This window comes from Pseudomonas sp. BF-R-26 (genome assembly GCF_019947395.1).
GTDB lineage: Bacteria > Pseudomonadota > Gammaproteobacteria > Pseudomonadales > Pseudomonadaceae > Aquipseudomonas > Aquipseudomonas farris.
In genome coordinates this window covers 133779-151632 of the sequence record NZ_JAGYGK010000005.1, presented here as the reverse complement: position 1 = coordinate 151632, position 17854 = coordinate 133779, and the positions used below count along the sequence as shown (strand labels likewise).

Here is a 17854-nt window from a genome sequence, read left to right as displayed (position 1 = left end):
CGCGTATTCCAAATTTGTTTAAAAACCCGACCAGCTAAACTGGACTCGGCGCAATACTGATCAATACTTCAACTGTCGGCGAGGCATCTCCCCCAAGTGTCGCGCCGATGAAGGTACCAAAGGATTGCGTGCCTTTGTTTTACTCCTAATGGTCTTAACCCGGATTCACCCCCCAGAACCCGGGTTTTTTTTGCCTGCGATTCAGCGGCCAAAAATCCCATAGGCTGCGAGCTTTTCTAACGTTACACCGATGCCCTGACGTGCGCCAACGGGAACAAACGCTTGAAATTCTCGGTGGTCTGCTCGGCAAATCGCTCGTAGGACTCACCTCGCAACATTGCCAGAAACTCCGCTACCTCACGTACGTATTGCGGCAGGTTCGGTTTGCCGCGATAAGGGATCGGCGCCAGGTACGGCGAGTCGGTTTCCACCAACAACCGGTCAGCCGGTACCTTGCTGGCCACATCCCGCAGGGCATCGGCATTGCGAAAAGTGACAATACCGGACAAGGAAATGTAATACCCCATGTCCAGCGCAGCCTTGGCCATCTCCCAGTCTTCGGTGAAGCAATGCAGCACGCCCGCCTGAGGCAGCGCCGCTTCGCGTAGCAGTTCAAGGGTATCGGCCCGCGCGCCACGGGTATGAATGATCACCGGTTTGCCGGTCTGCCCCGCCGCTTGCAGGTGCAGACGGAACGATTCCTGCTGCAACGCTGCCGCTTCCGGCTCGTAGTGATAATCCAGGCCGGTTTCACCGATCGCCACCACCCGCGGATGATTGAGCTCGCGCAACAGCCAATCCAGCGCCGGTGCGGCACCCGGCTGCACATCGAGTGGATGCACGCCGACCGAACAGTCGACATCGTCGTAACGTTCGGCCAGGGCTTTGACGTCGGCGGCGTTATCGGCGCTGACGCCAATACACAGAAAGTGCCCTACCCCGCGCGCACGTGCCGCATCGAGCGCGGCATCCAGGGAGCCGTCGTGGGCGGTAAGGTCGAGGCGATCAAGGTGACAATGGGAATCTACGAGCATAAAAGGGCTGCAACTTACATCGTATGAGTGGGACGGTCGGACTTCAGGGCTCCGGCCAGATGGGTTTCGATTCGACTGCGCGCGGTGTTGTCGCCTTCGTTGAATTGCACGCCAACCCCGGCGGCGCGATTGCCCTGGGCACCTTTGGGGGTGATCCAGGTGACCTTGCCGGCGACCGGAATCTTTTCCGGTTCGTCCATCAGGTGCAGCAACATGAAGACCTCATCGCCCAATTTGTAGCTTTTGTTGGTCGGAATAAACAGGCCACCGTTCTTGATGAACGGCATGTAGGCCGCGTAGAGCACGGCCCTGTCCTTGATGGTCAAGGACAAAATGCCATTGCGCGGCCCCGGACTGATGGGTTCGTTCATGTTGACCTCCACTGTCTGATGATCAGAGTCTAGTGTCAGACGGTCACTTCTGGGTAGGTAAGGATACCCATTGCACCAACAGCGCCTCCAGCAACAACGCAGGATTGAGGTTGGCTTTGCTCATCACTTTCTGCCGCTGGGCGAGAATCCAGTCCTGGATATTCAGGACTTTGTCCTGTGCGGATTTCTGCGCCAGGTATTGAATCACCTTGCGCATGTCTGCCAGGCCCAGCCCTGCTTCATCCTGAGTCAATTGATAACGCAGGATCAGGCTCGACCAGTCGCAGAACCAGTCGAACAGCAGCAACATGGGAATGGTTTTCCACTCCTCGGCCAGTTGCGTCGGCGATTGCTGCTGCTTGAGCAGTTTCTTCACGCCTTCAACCACCAGTGCCCGCTGCTCGCGCACGCCCTGTGCCTGCAATTTGACCGCGGCCAATGGCGAACCGGCGGCGAGGGTCAGCAGCTCGATGCGCTCTTCTTCCAAACAGTCCGGCAAAGCGCTGGCCAGCCAAGCCAGACTCATCGCTTCACTCGGCAACGGACAGGCCTGCTGCACGCAACGGCTCTTGATGGTCGGCAGCAGACGGCTGGTCTGGTGACTGACCAACAGCAAAACGGTATCGCCAGACGGCTCTTCAAGGCTTTTCAGCAAGGCGTTGGCGGCGTTGATGTTCATCGATTCGACTGGCTCGATCAGCACCACTTTGCGACCGCCCATCTGCGCGGTCTGAACCACGAAGCTGACCAGATCACGCACCTGATCGACCTTGATCGCCTTGTCTGCCTCTTCCGGCTCCAGGATGTAGTTGTCGGGGTGACTGCCGGCCTTCAGCAACAAGCAGGATTTGCACTCACCGCAGGCGTCTTGGGCGGTCGGGCGCTGACACAACAAATGGGCCATCAGACGCTCGGCCAGCGCACGCTTGCCGATCCCGGCCGGGCCATGCAGCAAATAGGCATGGGCGTGCTGGGCACGGCCGGCCAATTGCTGCCAGAGACTGTCCTGCCACGGATAGGCTTCAGCCACGGGTCAGCTCCAGCAGACGTGGCAACAAGGCATCCAGAGACTGCTGAACCTGCGCCAGCGGCTGAGCGGCATCCACCAGGACATAACGTGCAGGATCCGCTTTGGCACGCTCAAGGAAGGCTGTGCGCACCGCATCGAAAAACGCTCGGCCTTCGAGCTCGAAGCGGTCCAGGCGACCGCGGGCGCTGGCGCGGGCCAGGCCCACTTCTACCGGCAGATCGAAGATCAGCGTCAAGTCCGGACGCAGATCGCCCTGGACGAACGTTTCGAGGGTCGCGATGCGCTCCAGTGACAAACCACGACCACCGCCCTGGTAAGCATAGGTTGAATCGGTAAAGCGATCGCACAAAACCACCGCACCACGGGCCAGCGCCGGGCGGATCACCTCGGCCAGATGCTGGGCTCGCGCGGCGAACACCAACAGCAGCTCGGTGTCGGGATTCATGACCTCATCGACCGGCGCCAACAACACGTCACGAATCCGTTCAGCCAAGGGCGTGCCGCCGGGCTCCCGGGTCAACACCACCTCGATCCCGGCAGCGCGCAGACGTTCGGCCAGGTATTCGCGATTGGTGCTCTTGCCGGCGCCTTCCGGGCCTTCCAGGGTAATAAACAAGCCAGTCACAGGCAGTCCTTAGTCAGAGTCATTGCGGGCTTTGCGGCGCGGGCGCATCCGCTTCGGGTGCTGGCGCAGATTCTTGTGCGGGATCTTGCACAGAGTCTTGCGGCGCTACTGGCGGCATTTCTTCGGACGCCGTATTGGGCGAAGCCGCCGGGATTGGCGCCTGGCTATCTTCCGTCGACGGCGTAACAGTCGGCGCAGGGCTGGACCGGTAATCGGCACGTCGATTGATCTGGAACTCGCGCACCGCATTATTGTGGGCATCCAGATCATCGGAGAACACGTGGCTGCCATCACCACGCGCGACAAAATACAGGCTGTTGCCGTCCGCTGGATTCAGCGCCGCATGGATCGCTTCGCGGCCCACCATCGCAATCGGCGTCGGTGGCAGCCCAGCAATCATGTAAGTGTTATACGGCGTCGGCTCCTTGAGATGAGCGCGGGTCAACTTGCCGTTGTAACGATCACCCAGACCGTAAATCACGGTCGGATCAGTCTGCAACAGCATGCCCATCTCCATGCGCCGCACGAACACGCCGGCGATCTGGCGACGCTCCTGCGGCACACCGGTTTCCTTTTCCACCAGCGAGGCCATGATCAGCGCTTGATAGGGCTCGGTGTAAGGGACGTCGGCAGCGCGCTGGTTCCATTCCTTGAGGAGGACCTCATCGAGGCGGTCGTAAGCTTTCTTGAGCAGATCGGCGTCGGTCATGCCCCGCACGAAACGGTACGTATCGGGGAAGAATCGTCCCTCCGGAAAAATCCCGCTGTGCCCGAGCTTGTCCATCACTTCGCTGTCGCTCAGACCGTTGAGGGTCTGCTCGAGTTTTTCGTCCTTGGCCAGGGCCGCGCGAACCTGATGGAAATTCCAGCCTTCAACCAGTGTCAGGCTGTACTGCACCATTTCCCCACGCTTCCACAGGTCTATCAGCCCGTTGACTGTCATACCGGGCACCATGCGGTATTCGCCGCTGTGCAGCGGTTGCCTTGCCAGGTTAAAGCGCCAATACACGCGCAGCCAGAAAGCGTCCTTGATGACGCCATCAGCTTCAAGTCGCAGGAAAGTGCGGTTTGGCGTAGTGCCTTTGGGCACTTCCAGCAGCTCTTCCTGGGCGATGCTCAGCGGCTGTTCCAGCGCCGAATTGATTTTCCAGGCGCAAGCGCCCGCCAACAGCCCCGCCAGAACCAATCCGGTTTCCAGCAGCAGCAAGAATTTACGTCTCACGAATCAAGCATCCAGTAGCGCACGAGCAATGGTTTGGAGTTTACGGGTGAGCGGCCCAACCGGCCAGCTCAGTGCGGCATAGGCGCGCACCGGCCAAATGCCATACACGCTGTTGCAGACAAAGACCTCGTCAGCCCATTGCAGCTGCTCGAGGGTGATATCGGTGATTTGCGTGGGAATCCCCAATGACTTGGCTTGAAACAATAATTCGGCGCGCATCACGCCCGCCACGCCACAGCGTTTGAGATTGGCGGTCACCAGCACGCCATCGCGCACCAGGAACAGATTGCTGAACACGCCTTCGATCACCCGCCCGACCTGATCCAGCATCAAGCCTTCGGCATGCTCGGTATCCTGCCATTCGGCGCGGGCGATGACCTGCTCCAGACGATTCAAATGCTTGAGACCGGCGAGCAGTGGTTGTTTGGAAAGCCGTGTCGCACAAGGAAACAGACGAACACCCTGCTCCGCATGAACAGCCGGATAAGCCGCAGGAGGATTGCCTTGCAGAATGCGTCGAGCCTGAGCCGAGGGATCGACGGCGTAACCGCGCAGGCTGTCGCCGCGGGTGAGGATGAGTTTGAGCACGCCCTCGCCCAGCGCGGCGGCATAGGCCAGCAGCTCCGCGCGGATCAATTCATGATCGGCGGCAATCGCCAAGCGCGAACAACCCTCCGCCAGACGCGACAAATGTCGATCCAGCAGCAGCGGCTGCCCGCCCTTGACTGCGATGGTCTCGAACAGACCATCACCGTAAGCCAGGCCGCGATCCTTCAGCGACAAAGCGTCAGCCGGTTGACCGTCGACCCAGCTGTCCATCAGTCAGCGAACCGGCGGAACACCAGCGAGCCATTGGTACCGCCAAATCCGAAGGAGTTGGACAGCACCACGTCGATATCCATGCCACGCGCGGTGTGGGGTACGAAGTCGAGGTCGCAGCCTTCGTCCGGCTCATCGAGGTTGATGGTCGGCGGTGCTACCTGGCTGTTGATTGCCAGTACGCTGAAAATCGCCTCGACCGCGCCCGCCGCACCCAACAGGTGACCGGTCATGGACTTGGTCGAACTGACGGCCAGCTTGTAGGCGTGATCGCCGAACACGGATTTGATCGCACAGGCTTCGGCGAGGTCGCCCGCCGAGGTCGAAGTGCCGTGGGCGTTGATGTATTGAACCTGATCGCCATTGATCTTCGCATCGCGCAAGGCATTGGTGATGCAACGCGCAGCACCCGCGCCATCGGCCGGTGGCGAGGTCATGTGGTAAGCATCGCCACTGGTGCCGAAGCCGATCAGCTCGGCGTAGATGGTCGCGCCACGGGCCTTGGCGTGCTCCAGTTCTTCGAGAACCAGCGCGCCGGCGCCGTCGGACAGCACGAAGCCATCACGGCCTTTGTCCCATGGACGGCTGGCACGGGTCGGCTCGTCGTTGCGGGTCGATAGTGCGCGGGAGGCACCGAAGCCGCCCATGCCCAGACCACACGCGGCCATCTCGGCACCACCGGCGATCATGACGTCGGCTTCGTCGTACATGATGTTGCGTGCCGCCATGCCGATGCAGTGCGTACCGGTGGTACACGCTGTAGCGATGGCGTAGTTAGGCCCCTGTGCACCCAAGTGGATGGACAGGAAACCGGAAATCATATTGATGATCGAGCCAGGCACGAAAAACGGAGAAATCCGTCGTGGGCCGGAATCATGCAGCGTGCGGCTGGTTTCTTCGATATTGGTCAGACCGCCAATACCCGAACCCATGGCCACGCCGATCCGCTCGCGATTGGCGTCGGTGACCTCAAGACCTGCGTTACGCACGGCTTGAAAACCTGCAGCCAGACCGTATTGAATGAACAGGTCGAGTTTGCGAGCTTCCTTGACCGACAGGTATTCCTCGACATTGAAGCCCTTTACCGAGCCGCCAAAACGGGTGGAATAGGCAGAAAGGTCGGTGTGTTCGATCAGACCAATGCCACTGCGGCCAGCCAGAATGCCCTGCCAGCTGCTCGGCACATCCGTGCCCAGTGGCGACAACATACCCATACCGGTGACTACGACGCGTCTACGCGACACAGCACTCTCCTTTTTCAAATGACGACTTTGCATCAGGCCTAAAGAAAAAACCGCACGCCATGATGGCAGTGCGGTTTTTCCATGACAGCGAGCGACGACTAAAAACTATTACGCCTGGTGGCTGGTAACGTAGTCGATTGCTGCTTGTACAGTAGTGATCTTCTCAGCTTCTTCGTCAGGGATTTCGGTCTCGAATTCCTCTTCCAGAGCCATCACCAGCTCAACGGTGTCAAGGGAGTCGGCACCCAGGTCTTCAACGAAGGAAGCAGTGTTGACCACTTCTTCTTCTTTAACGCCCAGTTGCTCAGCAACGATTTTCTTGACGCGCTCTTCGATGGTGCTCATACCTTGTTTTCACTCCTAATGGACAAATTCAGGCAGCTGGCCGGTGGGTAAGTGTATAGAAAGACTTTTCAGTTTTTCAACTGAAAGCTTCACTCCTCAAACCCGCCGACCCTCTGTCTATAAATAGATTGCAGCTTTATAACGGATTTTAGACAGCTCGTATGACATTTTTTTGAAGCAATCCGTCACATTTAACTCATGTACATCCCGCCGTTCACCGGGATTGTAGCCCCAGTAACGTAAGCCGCACCGTCGGATGCAAGAAAAGCGACCACAGACGCGATCTCTTGAGCTTGCCCCAGACGACCCAGCGGAATCTGCGTCTGCATGGCTTCACGCTGCGCCTCGGGCAGTTCACGGGTCATATCGGTGTCGATGAACCCAGGGGTCACCGAGTTTACCGTAATCGAACGCGAACCGACTTCACGCGCCAGTGCACGGCTGAAACCTTCCAGACCGGCCTTGGCGGCAGCGTAGTTTACTTGGCCTGCGTTGCCCATGGCACCCACAACCGAGCCAATACTGATAATTCGTCCCCAACGGGCTTTGGTCATGCCGCGCAAAACACCCTTGGACAGGCGGAACAGACTGTTCAGATTGGTATCGACGACGTCATGCCATTCGTCATCTTTCATGCGCATCATCAGGTTATCGCGGGTGATACCGGCATTATTGACCAGGATCGCCGGCGCACCGAACTGCTCTTGAATGCTCGACAGCACGGTCGCTACGGACTCGTCGCTGGTGACATTGAGTTCCAGGCCTGTGCCCTGAATACCATTTTCTTTCAGGGTAGCAGCGATACGCTCAGCCCCCGAAGCGGAAGTCGCGGTGCCGATAACAATGGCACCCTGACGACCCAATTCCAGAGCGATAGCCTGGCCGATACCACGGCTGGCACCGGTGACCAATGCAACTTTACCTTGCAGACTCATGCAAGCTTCTCCTTGTTCAGGCCAGCGCTGCACGGGCGGCAGCGAAAGCGTCTGGGGTATTGAGGTTAGAGGTCGACACGCCTTCGGCGCAACGTTTGTTCAAACCGGCAAGTACTTTGCCAGGGCCGCATTCGACCAGTTCGGTCGCGCCCTTGGCAGCCAGCGCCTGGACCGACTCGACCCAGCGTACAGGCTTGTAGAGCTGTTCAAGCAGATCGCGCTTGAGGGTTTCCAGATCGGCCGGCACGTTGGCGCTGACATTCTGTACTACAGGAATCTGTGGTGCCTGCCAGTCGATCGCTGCGATCGACTCGGCGAACCGCTCGGCGGCTGGGCGCATCAATTCGCAATGAGACGGCACGCTGACCGGCAATGGCATGGCGCGCTTGGCGCCACGCGCCTTGCAGCCTTCGATGGCGCGCTCGACCGCAGCCTTCGCACCGGCGATCACTACCTGGCCCGGGGAGTTGAAGTTGACCGCGCTAACCACTTCGCCTTGCGCCGCTTCGGCACAGGCTGCCAGCACGTCGGCATCTTCCAGACCCAGGATTGCAGCCATGCCGCCTTGCCCGGCCGGAACGGCCTCTTGCATCAACTGGCCGCGACGCTCTACGAGCTTCACTGCGTCACCCAGGCTCAGACTGCCTGCAGCCACCAGGGCGCTGTATTCGCCCAGGCTGTGACCGGCAACGTAAGCCGGACGCGCGCCGCCTTCAGCCAGCCAAAGGCGCCACAAGGCGATCGAGGCGGTCAGAATGGCCGGCTGGGTTTTATCGGTTTGATTGAGTTGTTCTTCCGGCCCTTGCTGGGTCAGTGCCCACAGGTCGTAACCCAGAGCATCGGAAGCTTCTTTGAATGTTTCGAGGACCACCGGATGTTGCGCGCCCAACTCGGCCAGCATGCCGAGGGACTGCGAACCCTGTCCTGGAAAGACGAATGCGAGGGAAGCAGACATGTAACAAGCCCCTAATGATCTTGTCGTCGGAGAATTGACGTCCCGCTTGTGGAACGCAAGAAACTCACAGTTGGATGGCCCATTGAACTGAGCGGTCACATTTAAGCATTGTCCGACGAAAACACCTAAGGCAACAAATCTTCCAGGCGCCCATGAAGCCGCTCTGGCAAGTTTTCCTGGATCTCAATCAACGCGCGCTGAATCGCACTCTGAAAACCCTGCACCCCCGCCGAACCGTGGCTTTTTACGACAATTCCCTGCAAACCAAGGAAACTTGCGCCGTTATGGCGTGCCGGCGCCAGTTCGGCCTGCAAGCGTTTCATCAGCGGCAGCGCCAGTGCGCCCACCACTTTCGACGCGAAATTTTTCTTGAACAACGCCTCAATGCGCCCGGCAATCATGGTCGCCAGGCCTTCACTGGACTTGAGCAGGATATTGCCGACAAAGCCGTCACACACCACCACATCCGCCTCGCCACGGTACAAACCGTCACCTTCGATAAACCCGATGTAGTTGATGCCACGAGCACTCTGCAACAAGGTGGCCGCCAGTTTGACCTGCTGATTGCCTTTGATGTCTTCGGTGCCGATGTTCAGCAATGCCACCCTTGGGCGAACGATGCCCAGGGTTTCTGCCGCGACCGAGCCCATCACGGCAAACTGCAATAAGTGCTCGGCGCTGCAATCGACGTTGGCACCCAGGTCGAGCAACTGGCAGTAGCCCTTCTGCGTCGGAATGGCCGCGATCATCGCCGGCCGATCGATGCCCGGCAAGGTCTTGAGCACAAACCGTGACAACGCCATCAGCGCCCCGGTATTACCCGCACTGACGCAGGCCTGGGCCTTGCCGTCGCGCACCAATTCCAGCGCCACACGCATCGACGAGTCGAGCTTGCCACGCAAGGCTTGGGCAGGCTTTTCGTCCATGGTGATGACTTCGGACGCCGGCGTAATCGACAGGCGCGCGCGATCCACAGCCGATTGGCTGGCGAGCAGTTCTTCAAGAAGGGAGGGTTGACCGACGAGGGTCAGGTGCAGCGAGGGTGTAGCAGACAGACAAGCAAGGCTGGCCTGAACAATGCTGCGGGGACCGAAGTCCCCGCCCATTGCGTCAATCGCGATGACTTGAGCGGACAAGGATTACTCGTCAGCGCCCTTGTCGATCACTTTACGACCACGGTATACGCCTTCTGGCGATACGTGGTGACGCAGGTGAACTTCACCGGTGGTTTTTTCTACAGACAGAGTGCTAGCCTCGAGAGCGTCGTGCGAACGACGCATGTCACGGGCAGAGCGGGATTTTTTGTTCTGCTGAACAGCCATAATTGATTAACTCCTAAACGTTTGGGTCACGCTTTAACTGCGCCAATACACTGAACGGGTTGGACCGCGTTACCTCGTCCTCGCTCGGTTCGGGCTCATCGAGACCCGCCGGCTGCTGGCATTCTTCCGGATGATGAGCAGGCACAATGGGCAAGGCGAGCAGAAGCTCCTCCTCGATCAGTGACTGCAGATCCAAAGGATCTTCGCCCAGTTCCAGCACGTCATAACCTTTCGGCAACGACTGGGTATTCGCACCCTCCTTCACCACAGCATAACTGCATTCGCTATGGATCGGCAGGGTGACCAGCTCAAGACAACGCTGGCAAACCATTTTGACTTCGGTGTCGATAAAGCTGTGAATTACCACAGATTTACGTTCATCTCGTTCAAAAACGAATTTAGCCTGCACCGTACCGACAGTATCGGAAAGCGGGTCGCAGAGTCTCTCCAAATCGGCCAGCAGCAGTTCACCTTGAAGGGTGGTGCCACGGTCAGCCAATTTGCGCGGGTCAACGTGAGGTGGAATCGGGTCATTCAACATAGGCGCAGCATTATAGGGATGCCCCCAGCCATGTCAAAGGAAATTCAGCCCTGTCCGTCACTTGAGCCTGCGCTAGAATTCGCCCCTGCCCTTTGGAGATGCGCATGCTGCCTTTATTACTCGCTTCAAGCTCGGTGTATCGCCGGGAATTATTGGCCCGCTTGCAGCTGCCGTTCACCTGCAGCTCGCCGGATATCGACGAAAGCCACCGTCCGGACGAGTCAGCCGTCGAACTGGTAAAGCGCCTCGCCGAAGAAAAAGCCCGCGCACTTGCAGGCAGTCATCCAGCCCATCTGATCATCGGCTCCGATCAGGTCGCCGTACTCGGCGAGCGGATTATCGGCAAACCTCACACTTTCGAAAAGGCCCGCGAACAACTGCTGGCATCCAGCGGCGTCAGCGTGAGCTTCCTGACCGGCCTGGCACTGCTCAATAGTCAGACCGGCCACTGCCAGGTCGATTGCGTGCCCTTTACCGTACACATGCGCACACTCGACATAGCGCGCATCGAGCGCTACCTGCGCGCCGAACAGCCCTACGACTGCGCCGGCAGCTTCAAGGCCGAAGGTTTGGGGGTGAGCCTGCTTCAAAGCACCGAAGGCCCTGACGCCACCAGCCTGATCGGCCTGCCATTGATTCGCCTGGTGGACATGTTGCTGACCGAAGGCGTGCAGATGCCTTAAAGATCAAAAAACCGGCTAAAAGCCGGTTTTTTTTATGCAGCAAGAAGATCAGCGCAACGACGGCCCCTGAAAGCCCATCCACATCGCCAAATGCTCAGCCACGCTGGAGCCGAGTTTTTTCGAGAAGCGATCGAATGGCGATTCCTCGACAGTGAAATCCACCAGCTCTTTCTCACCGATCACATCACGCGCAACCGAACTGGCATTGCCCAGACCATCGATCAAGCCCAGCGACAGCGCCTGCTCGCCGGACCAGACCAGCCCGGAGAACAGCTCCGGATGATCTTTATCCCTCAGGCGATCACCACGACCCTTCTTGACGCTGCTGATGAACTGCTGATGAGTGGTATCGAGCACGCTCTGCCAGAACTGGGTTTCCGCGGGTTTCTGTGGCTGGAACGGATCGAGGAACGATTTGTGCTCGCCGGAGGTGTAGGTACGACGCTCCACACCCAACTTCTCCATAGTCCCGACAAAACCGTAACCGGCCGCTGTCACACCGATGGAACCCACCAGGCTCGCCTTGTCGGCATAGATCTGATCCGCAGCGCTAGCGATGTAATAAGCACCGGAAGCGCCCAGATCCGAGATCACTGCGTAAACCTTGGTATCCGGATGCAGGCCGCGCAAACGACGAATCTCGTCGTAGACATAACCCGACTGCACCGGACTGCCGCCAGGGCTGTTGATCCGCAGAATCACACCCTTGACCTTCTTGTCCTCGAAGGCTGCGCGCAGACTGCCGACAATATTGTCGGCACTCGCCGGTTCTTTGTCGGCAATCATGCCCGTTACATCGATCAGCGCCGTGTAGCCGGAGCCGAGGGTCGCGCCCTTCTCCATATCTACCAACGGCGACAATAGAATCAACGCGCCGAACAGGTACAAAAAAGTCAGCGACTTGAAGAATATTCCCCAGCGACGGGACCGACGCTGTTCCTGCACCCCTGCCAGCAAGGTTTTTTCCAGCAGCTTCCAGCTTTTCTCGTCACCGCTTTCCGCACTCGCCTTGGCGGGCGCTTTCCATTCGTCGGTCATGCCATGTACCCCAGCAAAAAAACCAATTAAACCCGCTGATTCAGCCAGGCGTGCAACTCTGAAAAACGATCAATGGCCAGTCTCGGCTCAAATAGCTTCAAGGCGTCGATAGATTGAGCGCCATAGCTGACCGCCACTGAATCCATGCCCGCATTGCGCGCCATCTGCAGGTCGAACGACGAATCGCCAACCATCAGCGCCTGCTCGGGACGAACCTCGCAATGGGCGAGAATCTGCTCAAGCATCAGCGGATGGGGTTTGCTGGCAGTTTCGTCAGCGGCACGGGTGATGTCGAAATAATCTTCCCAGCCGTGAGACTTCAGCACCCGATCCAGCCCACGACGAGCCTTGCCGGTCGCTACTGCCAGATGATACCCCTCGACACGAAACGCTTCGAGAGACTCGATAACACCCTCAAACAGCGGAGAAGGCACGGCTTCCGACGCAATGTAGTGATCCGCATAGTGTTGACGGAATGCTATCAGCTCGGTGTCGCCAATCTCGGGATACAGCGTGCGGATCGCTTCCGGCAAGCCCAGACCGATAATGCCTTTAACGGCAAAATCATCACGCAACTGAAAACCGGACCGCTCGGACGCGACATGCATCGACTCGACAATCCGACCAATGGAGTCAGCCAGCGTGCCGTCCCAATCGAAAATCAGCAGCTTGTAATCAGTAGGGTGCACTCAAGCGCTCCACGGTTTTGGCCCACATCTCGTCGACCGGCGCCTGCAACTTGAGCTCACCACCATCAGGCAGCGGCACAGTCAGCATGTAGGCGTGCAGAAACAGACGCTTGCCGCCGAGATCACGAATCTCTTTGCTGAAACCCTCATCGCCGTACTTGGTATCACCAGCAATGCAATGTCCGGCATGCAGAGTATGGACGCGAATCTGGTGAGTGCGCCCCGTGATCGGCTTGGCCTCGACCATAGTGGCAAAGTCGCCAAAGCGACGCAGCACCTTGAACACGGTCACAGACTCCTTGCCCTCCTCCTCGTCCACTTCGACCATGCGCTCGCCGGAGCGCAGATTGCTCTTGCCCAGCGACGCACGGACTTGCTTGATCGAGGCCGCCCAGTTGCCGCGCACCAGCGCCATATAGCGCTTATCGACGCCATCGCCGCGCAATGCCGTGTGCAAGTGGCGCAACATGCTGCGCTTTTTGGCAATCATCAGCAGGCCGGAGGTATCACGATCGAGACGATGAACCAGTTCGAGCTCCTTGCAATCCGGACGCAACTGACGAAAGGCTTCAATTACGCCGTAGGTCAAGCCACTGCCACCATGAACCGCAATGCCGCAAGGCTTGTTGACCACGATCAGCGCCTTGTCTTCGTAGACAATCGAGGCCTCGAGCCGCTGCAACAGACCCTGGGCTAATGGCACGGGTTCGTCGCGCTCAGGCACGCGAACTGGCGGCACGCGCACGATATCGCCAGCCTGCAGCTTGTATTCGGGCTTGATCCGACCTTTGTTCACCCGCACTTCGCCCTTGCGCAAAATGCGATAAATCAAGGTCTTGGGCACGCCTTTGAGCCGAGCGAGAAGGAAGTTATCAATACGTTGGCCGGCATATTCCGGCGAGACCTCCAGCAGTTGTACGGCTGGGGTCGAAGGGGCAGTAGTCGTCATGGCGTGGATGATAACAATTTTTTATGGAATTGAAGCACTTAATCATTGCTGCTATAGTCGCGAACGCCGCCAAAAGTGGCCTGGACAGCGGACTAACGGTCAAAAACCGGCCCTGACCAACGCAATTCACGAGGACGAGAGGCCGTCCTACGGGGCTTTCGCTACGTAACGGCAGAGTTTTCAGTTGTAACGAGCGCAGGTGACATAAGGCCTGAATCATGCCGCAAAGCAGAGTTTTCACTCGCCTTCCGAGCAAATATTCACGGCCAGTTCACAAAGTGCAGTCAGCTGCGAACGACCCCGAGCGAACGCTTCGGAAACACCGCCTAAATTAGCCATGATGCGTGACCTCCCCTTTCGGAGCTCACGGTAAATGCCAACCCGCTGCGGATTCTGCGCGCGGCAGCACCCGAATTATCAGGGATACGTGTAGGGTGGAGATGCACAACCGCTGGACTGTGTAGCAATAGGCTTTATCAAGACGCTTCATCTCGTCCACAGCCGCCGGTTGATTCCTCCTCCTGACTGAGTGCTTAAGTAGCCACAGCAAGCAGGACGCGTACGTCGCGACACCGGCCCAATTGGCCGGGGTTCGCTAGACACTGGAGTGGCCAACCACTCCTGACGCACCTGACACCGACCATGAGAAGTCGTGTGTGCCGAACGCCGTTTCCGGCAGCCCGGAAACCGACGGTACTACATGAAAAGAATGCTGATTAACGCAACTCAACCCGAAGAGTTGCGTGTTGCACTGGTAGATGGCCAGCGCCTCTACGACCTGGACATCGAATCCGGTGCACGCGAGCAGAAGAAGGCCAACATCTATAAAGGCCGGATTACTCGCATCGAACCAAGCCTTGAGGCTGCCTTTGTCGATTTCGGCTCTGAGCGCCACGGCTTCCTGCCCCTCAAAGAAATCTCCCGCGAATACTTCAAGAAAGCCCCCGAAGGCCGCGTCAACATCAAGGACGTCCTGAGCGAAGGCCAGGAAGTCATCGTTCAGGTCGAAAAAGAAGAACGTGGCAACAAGGGCGCCGCCCTGACCACCTTCATCAGCCTGGCCGGTCGTTACCTGGTCCTGATGCCGAACAACCCGCGTGCCGGCGGTATCTCCCGTCGCATCGAAGGCGAAGAGCGCAACGAACTGCGTGAAGCCCTGAACGGTCTGGTTGCCCCGGCCGACATGGGTCTGATCGTTCGCACTGCCGGCCTTGGCCGCAGCAGCGAAGAAATGCAGTGGGACCTCGATTACCTGCTGCAACTCTGGACCGCCATCAAAGAAGCTTCGCTGGATCGTTCCGCGCCGTTCCTGATCTACCAGGAAAGCAACGTGATCATCCGCGCCATCCGCGATTACCTGCGCCAGGACATCGGCGAAGTACTGATCGACAGCGTTGAAGCCCAGGACGAAGCCCTGACCTTCATTCGCCAGGTGATGCCGCAGTACGCCAGCAAAATCAAGCTGTACGAAGACAGCGTTCCGCTGTTCAACCGTTTCCAGATCGAAAGCCAGATCGAAACCGCCTTCCAGCGTGTCGTCGAACTGCCTTCCGGCGGCTCCATCGTTATCGATCCGACCGAAGCCCTGGTGTCCATCGACATCAACTCGGCGCGCGCCACCAAAGGCAGCGACATCGAAGAAACCGCACTGCAGACCAACCTTGAAGCTGCCGAAGAAATCGCCCGTCAGTTGCGCTTGCGCGACATCGGCGGCCTGATCGTCATCGACTTCATCGACATGACCCCTGCCAAGAACCAGCGCGCCGTGGAAGAAAAAGTCCGCGAATGCCTGGAAGCCGACCGCGCTCGCGTGCAAGTCGGTCGCATCTCGCGCTTCGGCCTGCTGGAAATGTCCCGTCAGCGCCTGCGTCCATCGCTGGGCGAAAGCAGTGGCATCGTCTGCCCGCGTTGCAACGGCACCGGCATCATCCGTGACGTTGAATCGCTGTCGCTGGCGATCCTGCGCCTGATCGAAGAAGAAGCCCTGAAAGACCGCACCGCCGAAGTTCGCGCACAAGTGCCGATTCCGGTTGCAGCTTTCCTGCTCAACGAAAAACGCAACTCGATCACCAAGATCGAACTGCGCACCCGTGCCCGCATCGTCATTCTGCCGAACGATCACCTCGAAACGCCGCACTTCGAAGTTCAGCGTCTGCGCGATGACAGCCCGGAAGCCAGCATCAATCAGTCCAGCTACGAAATCGCCGCTGCCGCTGCCGAAGTCGAAGAAGTCCAGCCAGCCGCCGCGACCCGCACCCTGGTTCGCCAGGAAGCCGCGGTCAAGACCGCTCCGGCCCGCGCCAACGCTCCGGTTCCGACCGAAGTCGCCGCCGCTCCGGTGGCTGCACCAGCTGCCGTAGCCCCAGAGCCAAGCCTGTTCAAAGGCCTGGTGAAGTCGCTGGTCAGCCTGTTCGCCACCAAGGAAGAGCCTGCTGCGCCGGTTGTGGTTGAAAAGCCAGCTACCGAACGCCCTGCCCGCAACGAAGAGCGCCGTAACGGCCGTCAACAGAGCCGCAACCGTAACGGTCGCCGCGATGAAGAGCGCAAGCCTCGTGAGGAACGTGCACCGCGTGAAGAGCGCGCACCACGTGAGCCACGCGAAGCCCGCGAAGAAGCTCCAGCAGTCGCCCAGGAACGCGCTCCGCGTGAAGAGCGCGCACCACGCGCCCCTCGTGAAGAACGTGCACCGCGCGCCCCGCGTGAAGATCGCAAGCCACGTGGCGAGCGCGAAGAACGTCCGGTTCGTGAATTGCGCGAGCCTCTGGATGCCGCTCCGGCCGCCGCTGCCAACGCTGAAGAGCGTCCAGCCCGTCAGCCACGTGAAGAACGCGCTCCACGCCCACCGCGTGAAGAACGTCAGCCACGTACCGAGCAAGCCGCTGCTGCCGTTGCTGAAGAAGAGCTGACCACCAGCGAAGAGCAACTGCAGGAAGACAGTCAGGAAGGCGCCGAAGGCGATCGTCCACGCCGCCGCTCCCGTGGCCAGCGTCGTCGCAGCAACCGTCGTGAGCGTCAACGCGATGCCAACGGCAACGTGATCGAAGGTTCGGAAGAGTCCGAATCGGCTGAAAACGCCGAAGCGCCAAGCGCTGCCGATCTGGCCGCCGGCCTGGCTGTTACCGCAGCCGTTGCCAGCTCCGTGATCAGCGCACCTGCTGAAGCACAAGCCAACGAGCAAGCTGAACGTGCCACTGCCGCCACTCTGGAAACCGCTCCGGTTGAAGCGCCAGTGGTTGAAGCGACCACGCCGGTAGAAGTAACTGCCGCTCCGGAAATCGAAGTAGCACCGGTTCGTGAAGCCCAGCCTGAAGTTGAAGCTGCCGCTGAACCGGCCGTCGTCGCTGAACCGGTAGTTGCTGCAGAGCCTGTGGTTGAAGCCCCGGCTGAACCGGTACGTGAAGTTCGCGAGGAACAAACCACGTTCAACTGGGTTGCCGAGCCACCTGTAGCGGTCGAAGCTCCAGCGCCAGTCGCTGAAGCTCCGGCTGCTGAAGCCATGGTCTCCGAGCCAGTGGTTGCTGCTGCCGAGCCTGCTCCAGTGGTTGTTGAAGCGCCAGTTGTTGCCGAAGAGGCTGCACCGGTGGTTGAAGCCGCCCCTGTCAGCGCTCTGACCCCAAGTGGCCGTGCGCCGAACGACCCGCGTGAAGTACGTCGTCGCAAGCGTGAAGCCGAGCGTCTGCAGAAGGAAGCCGAATTGGCTGCCACTGCTGCTCCGGCTGCTGCCGAGCCAGCACCGGTTGTTGCTGAAGTTGTCGAGGCAGCCCCTGCCCCGGCCGCTGAAGCCCCTGCCGAGCCGGTTGAATCCGCGATCGACGAAGCACCTCGCTCCGTTCAGGAAGCGGTAGAGCAACACGAGCAAGCCCAGGAAAAAGAGCACGAGCCTAAACCCCTCGTCTGATTCCATCGGCCACTAAAAAGCCCCGCCTGGTGATCCAGGCGGGGCTTTTTTTGCTTATAGAATCTGAAGCCTGTCGCTACCTGGCAACGGTTTATTGCCGAGGCGATTGCATTCCTCGCTAAACACCCGCTTAAATATTTGTAAGCAAGTATTA

The 17854-nt window shown here is 59.0% G+C and carries 18 protein-coding genes; 2 read left to right on the top strand and 16 right to left on the bottom strand.

Annotated elements, in window-relative coordinates; all coding sequences use genetic code 11:
* Positions 1–242: 242 nt before the first annotated feature.
* The 13 genes from KGB18_RS08460 to KGB18_RS08400 all read right to left on the bottom strand — a co-directional run bounded on the left by KGB18_RS08460 (position 243) and on the right by KGB18_RS08400 (position 10443).
* On the bottom strand, positions 243–1034 hold the full coding sequence (locus KGB18_RS08460; protein ID WP_123723089.1) for a TatD family hydrolase: 792 nt from the start codon (positions 1032–1034) through the stop codon (positions 243–245).
* Positions 1035–1048: 14 nt separating this feature from the next.
* Complete coding sequence (locus KGB18_RS08455; protein ID WP_008014345.1) at positions 1049–1405, bottom strand: PilZ domain-containing protein; 357 nt, start codon at positions 1403–1405, stop codon at positions 1049–1051.
* 43 nt (positions 1406–1448) lie between these two features.
* Positions 1449–2435, bottom strand: a complete 987-nt coding sequence (locus tag KGB18_RS08450; RefSeq protein ID WP_123723088.1) for a DNA polymerase III subunit delta' — start codon at positions 2433–2435, stop codon at positions 1449–1451.
* The gene (gene tmk / locus KGB18_RS08445) at positions 2428–3060 is read right to left on the bottom strand and encodes a dTMP kinase (protein WP_008067785.1); all 633 of its coding nucleotides are present in this window, start codon (positions 3058–3060) and stop codon (positions 2428–2430) included. The genes KGB18_RS08450 and tmk overlap by 8 nt, the downstream gene beginning before the upstream one ends.
* Positions 3061–3079: 19 nt before the next feature.
* A complete protein-coding gene (mltG, locus tag KGB18_RS08440) occupies positions 3080–4282 on the bottom strand; it encodes an endolytic transglycosylase MltG (protein WP_123723087.1) in 1203 nt (400 codons plus the stop codon).
* 3 nt (positions 4283–4285) lie between these two features.
* A complete protein-coding gene (gene pabC, locus KGB18_RS08435; RefSeq protein ID WP_123723086.1) occupies positions 4286–5101 on the bottom strand; it encodes an aminodeoxychorismate lyase in 816 nt (271 codons plus the stop codon).
* A complete protein-coding gene (fabF, locus tag KGB18_RS08430) occupies positions 5101–6345 on the bottom strand; it encodes a beta-ketoacyl-ACP synthase II (RefSeq protein WP_052964851.1) in 1245 nt (414 codons plus the stop codon). The genes pabC and fabF overlap by 1 nt, the downstream gene beginning before the upstream one ends.
* Positions 6346–6453: 108 nt before the next feature.
* Complete coding sequence (gene acpP / locus KGB18_RS08425; protein ID WP_003175607.1) at positions 6454–6690, bottom strand: acyl carrier protein; 237 nt, start codon at positions 6688–6690, stop codon at positions 6454–6456.
* A gap of 191 nt (positions 6691–6881) precedes the next feature.
* Positions 6882–7625, bottom strand: a complete 744-nt coding sequence (gene fabG, locus KGB18_RS08420) for a 3-oxoacyl-ACP reductase FabG (RefSeq protein ID WP_123723085.1) — start codon at positions 7623–7625, stop codon at positions 6882–6884.
* Between the two features lie 16 nt (positions 7626–7641).
* Positions 7642–8580 (bottom strand): ACP S-malonyltransferase, encoded by a 939-nt coding sequence (fabD, locus tag KGB18_RS08415; RefSeq protein ID WP_052964852.1) that lies wholly within the window; start codon positions 8578–8580, stop codon positions 7642–7644.
* 125 nt (positions 8581–8705) lie between these two features.
* Positions 8706–9716 (bottom strand): phosphate acyltransferase PlsX, encoded by a 1011-nt coding sequence (gene plsX / locus KGB18_RS08410; protein ID WP_123723084.1) that lies wholly within the window; start codon positions 9714–9716, stop codon positions 8706–8708.
* A 3-nt stretch (positions 9717–9719) separates the two neighbouring features.
* Complete coding sequence (gene rpmF / locus KGB18_RS08405) at positions 9720–9902, bottom strand: 50S ribosomal protein L32 (RefSeq protein WP_003179396.1); 183 nt, start codon at positions 9900–9902, stop codon at positions 9720–9722.
* Between the two features lie 13 nt (positions 9903–9915).
* Positions 9916–10443: a YceD family protein gene (locus KGB18_RS08400; RefSeq protein WP_004371317.1), complete on the bottom strand. Its 528-nt coding sequence runs from the start codon at positions 10441–10443 to the stop codon at positions 9916–9918.
* Between the two features lie 104 nt (positions 10444–10547).
* Between KGB18_RS08400 and KGB18_RS08395 the strand changes: the two genes are divergently transcribed.
* The gene (locus KGB18_RS08395) at positions 10548–11126 is read left to right on the top strand and encodes a Maf family protein (protein ID WP_123723083.1); all 579 of its coding nucleotides are present in this window, start codon (positions 10548–10550) and stop codon (positions 11124–11126) included.
* A gap of 48 nt (positions 11127–11174) precedes the next feature.
* Here the strand turns inward: KGB18_RS08395 and sppA are convergent, their stop codons facing one another.
* The 3 genes from sppA to rluC are packed head-to-tail and all read right to left on the bottom strand — an operon-like array spanning position 11175 to position 13802.
* A complete protein-coding gene (gene sppA, locus KGB18_RS08390) occupies positions 11175–12164 on the bottom strand; it encodes a signal peptide peptidase SppA (RefSeq protein WP_123723082.1) in 990 nt (329 codons plus the stop codon).
* Positions 12165–12190: 26 nt separating this feature from the next.
* Complete coding sequence (locus KGB18_RS08385; protein ID WP_038982088.1) at positions 12191–12853, bottom strand: HAD-IA family hydrolase; 663 nt, start codon at positions 12851–12853, stop codon at positions 12191–12193.
* Positions 12840–13802 (bottom strand): 23S rRNA pseudouridine(955/2504/2580) synthase RluC, encoded by a 963-nt coding sequence (gene rluC, locus KGB18_RS08380; protein ID WP_038982087.1) that lies wholly within the window; start codon positions 13800–13802, stop codon positions 12840–12842. The genes KGB18_RS08385 and rluC overlap by 14 nt, the downstream gene beginning before the upstream one ends.
* Before the next feature lie 700 nt (positions 13803–14502).
* On the opposite strand from rluC, the gene rne reads away from it, so the two are divergent.
* Positions 14503–17700, top strand: a complete 3198-nt coding sequence (rne, locus tag KGB18_RS08375; protein WP_123723081.1) for a ribonuclease E — start codon at positions 14503–14505, stop codon at positions 17698–17700.
* Positions 17701–17854 lie beyond the last annotated feature (154 nt).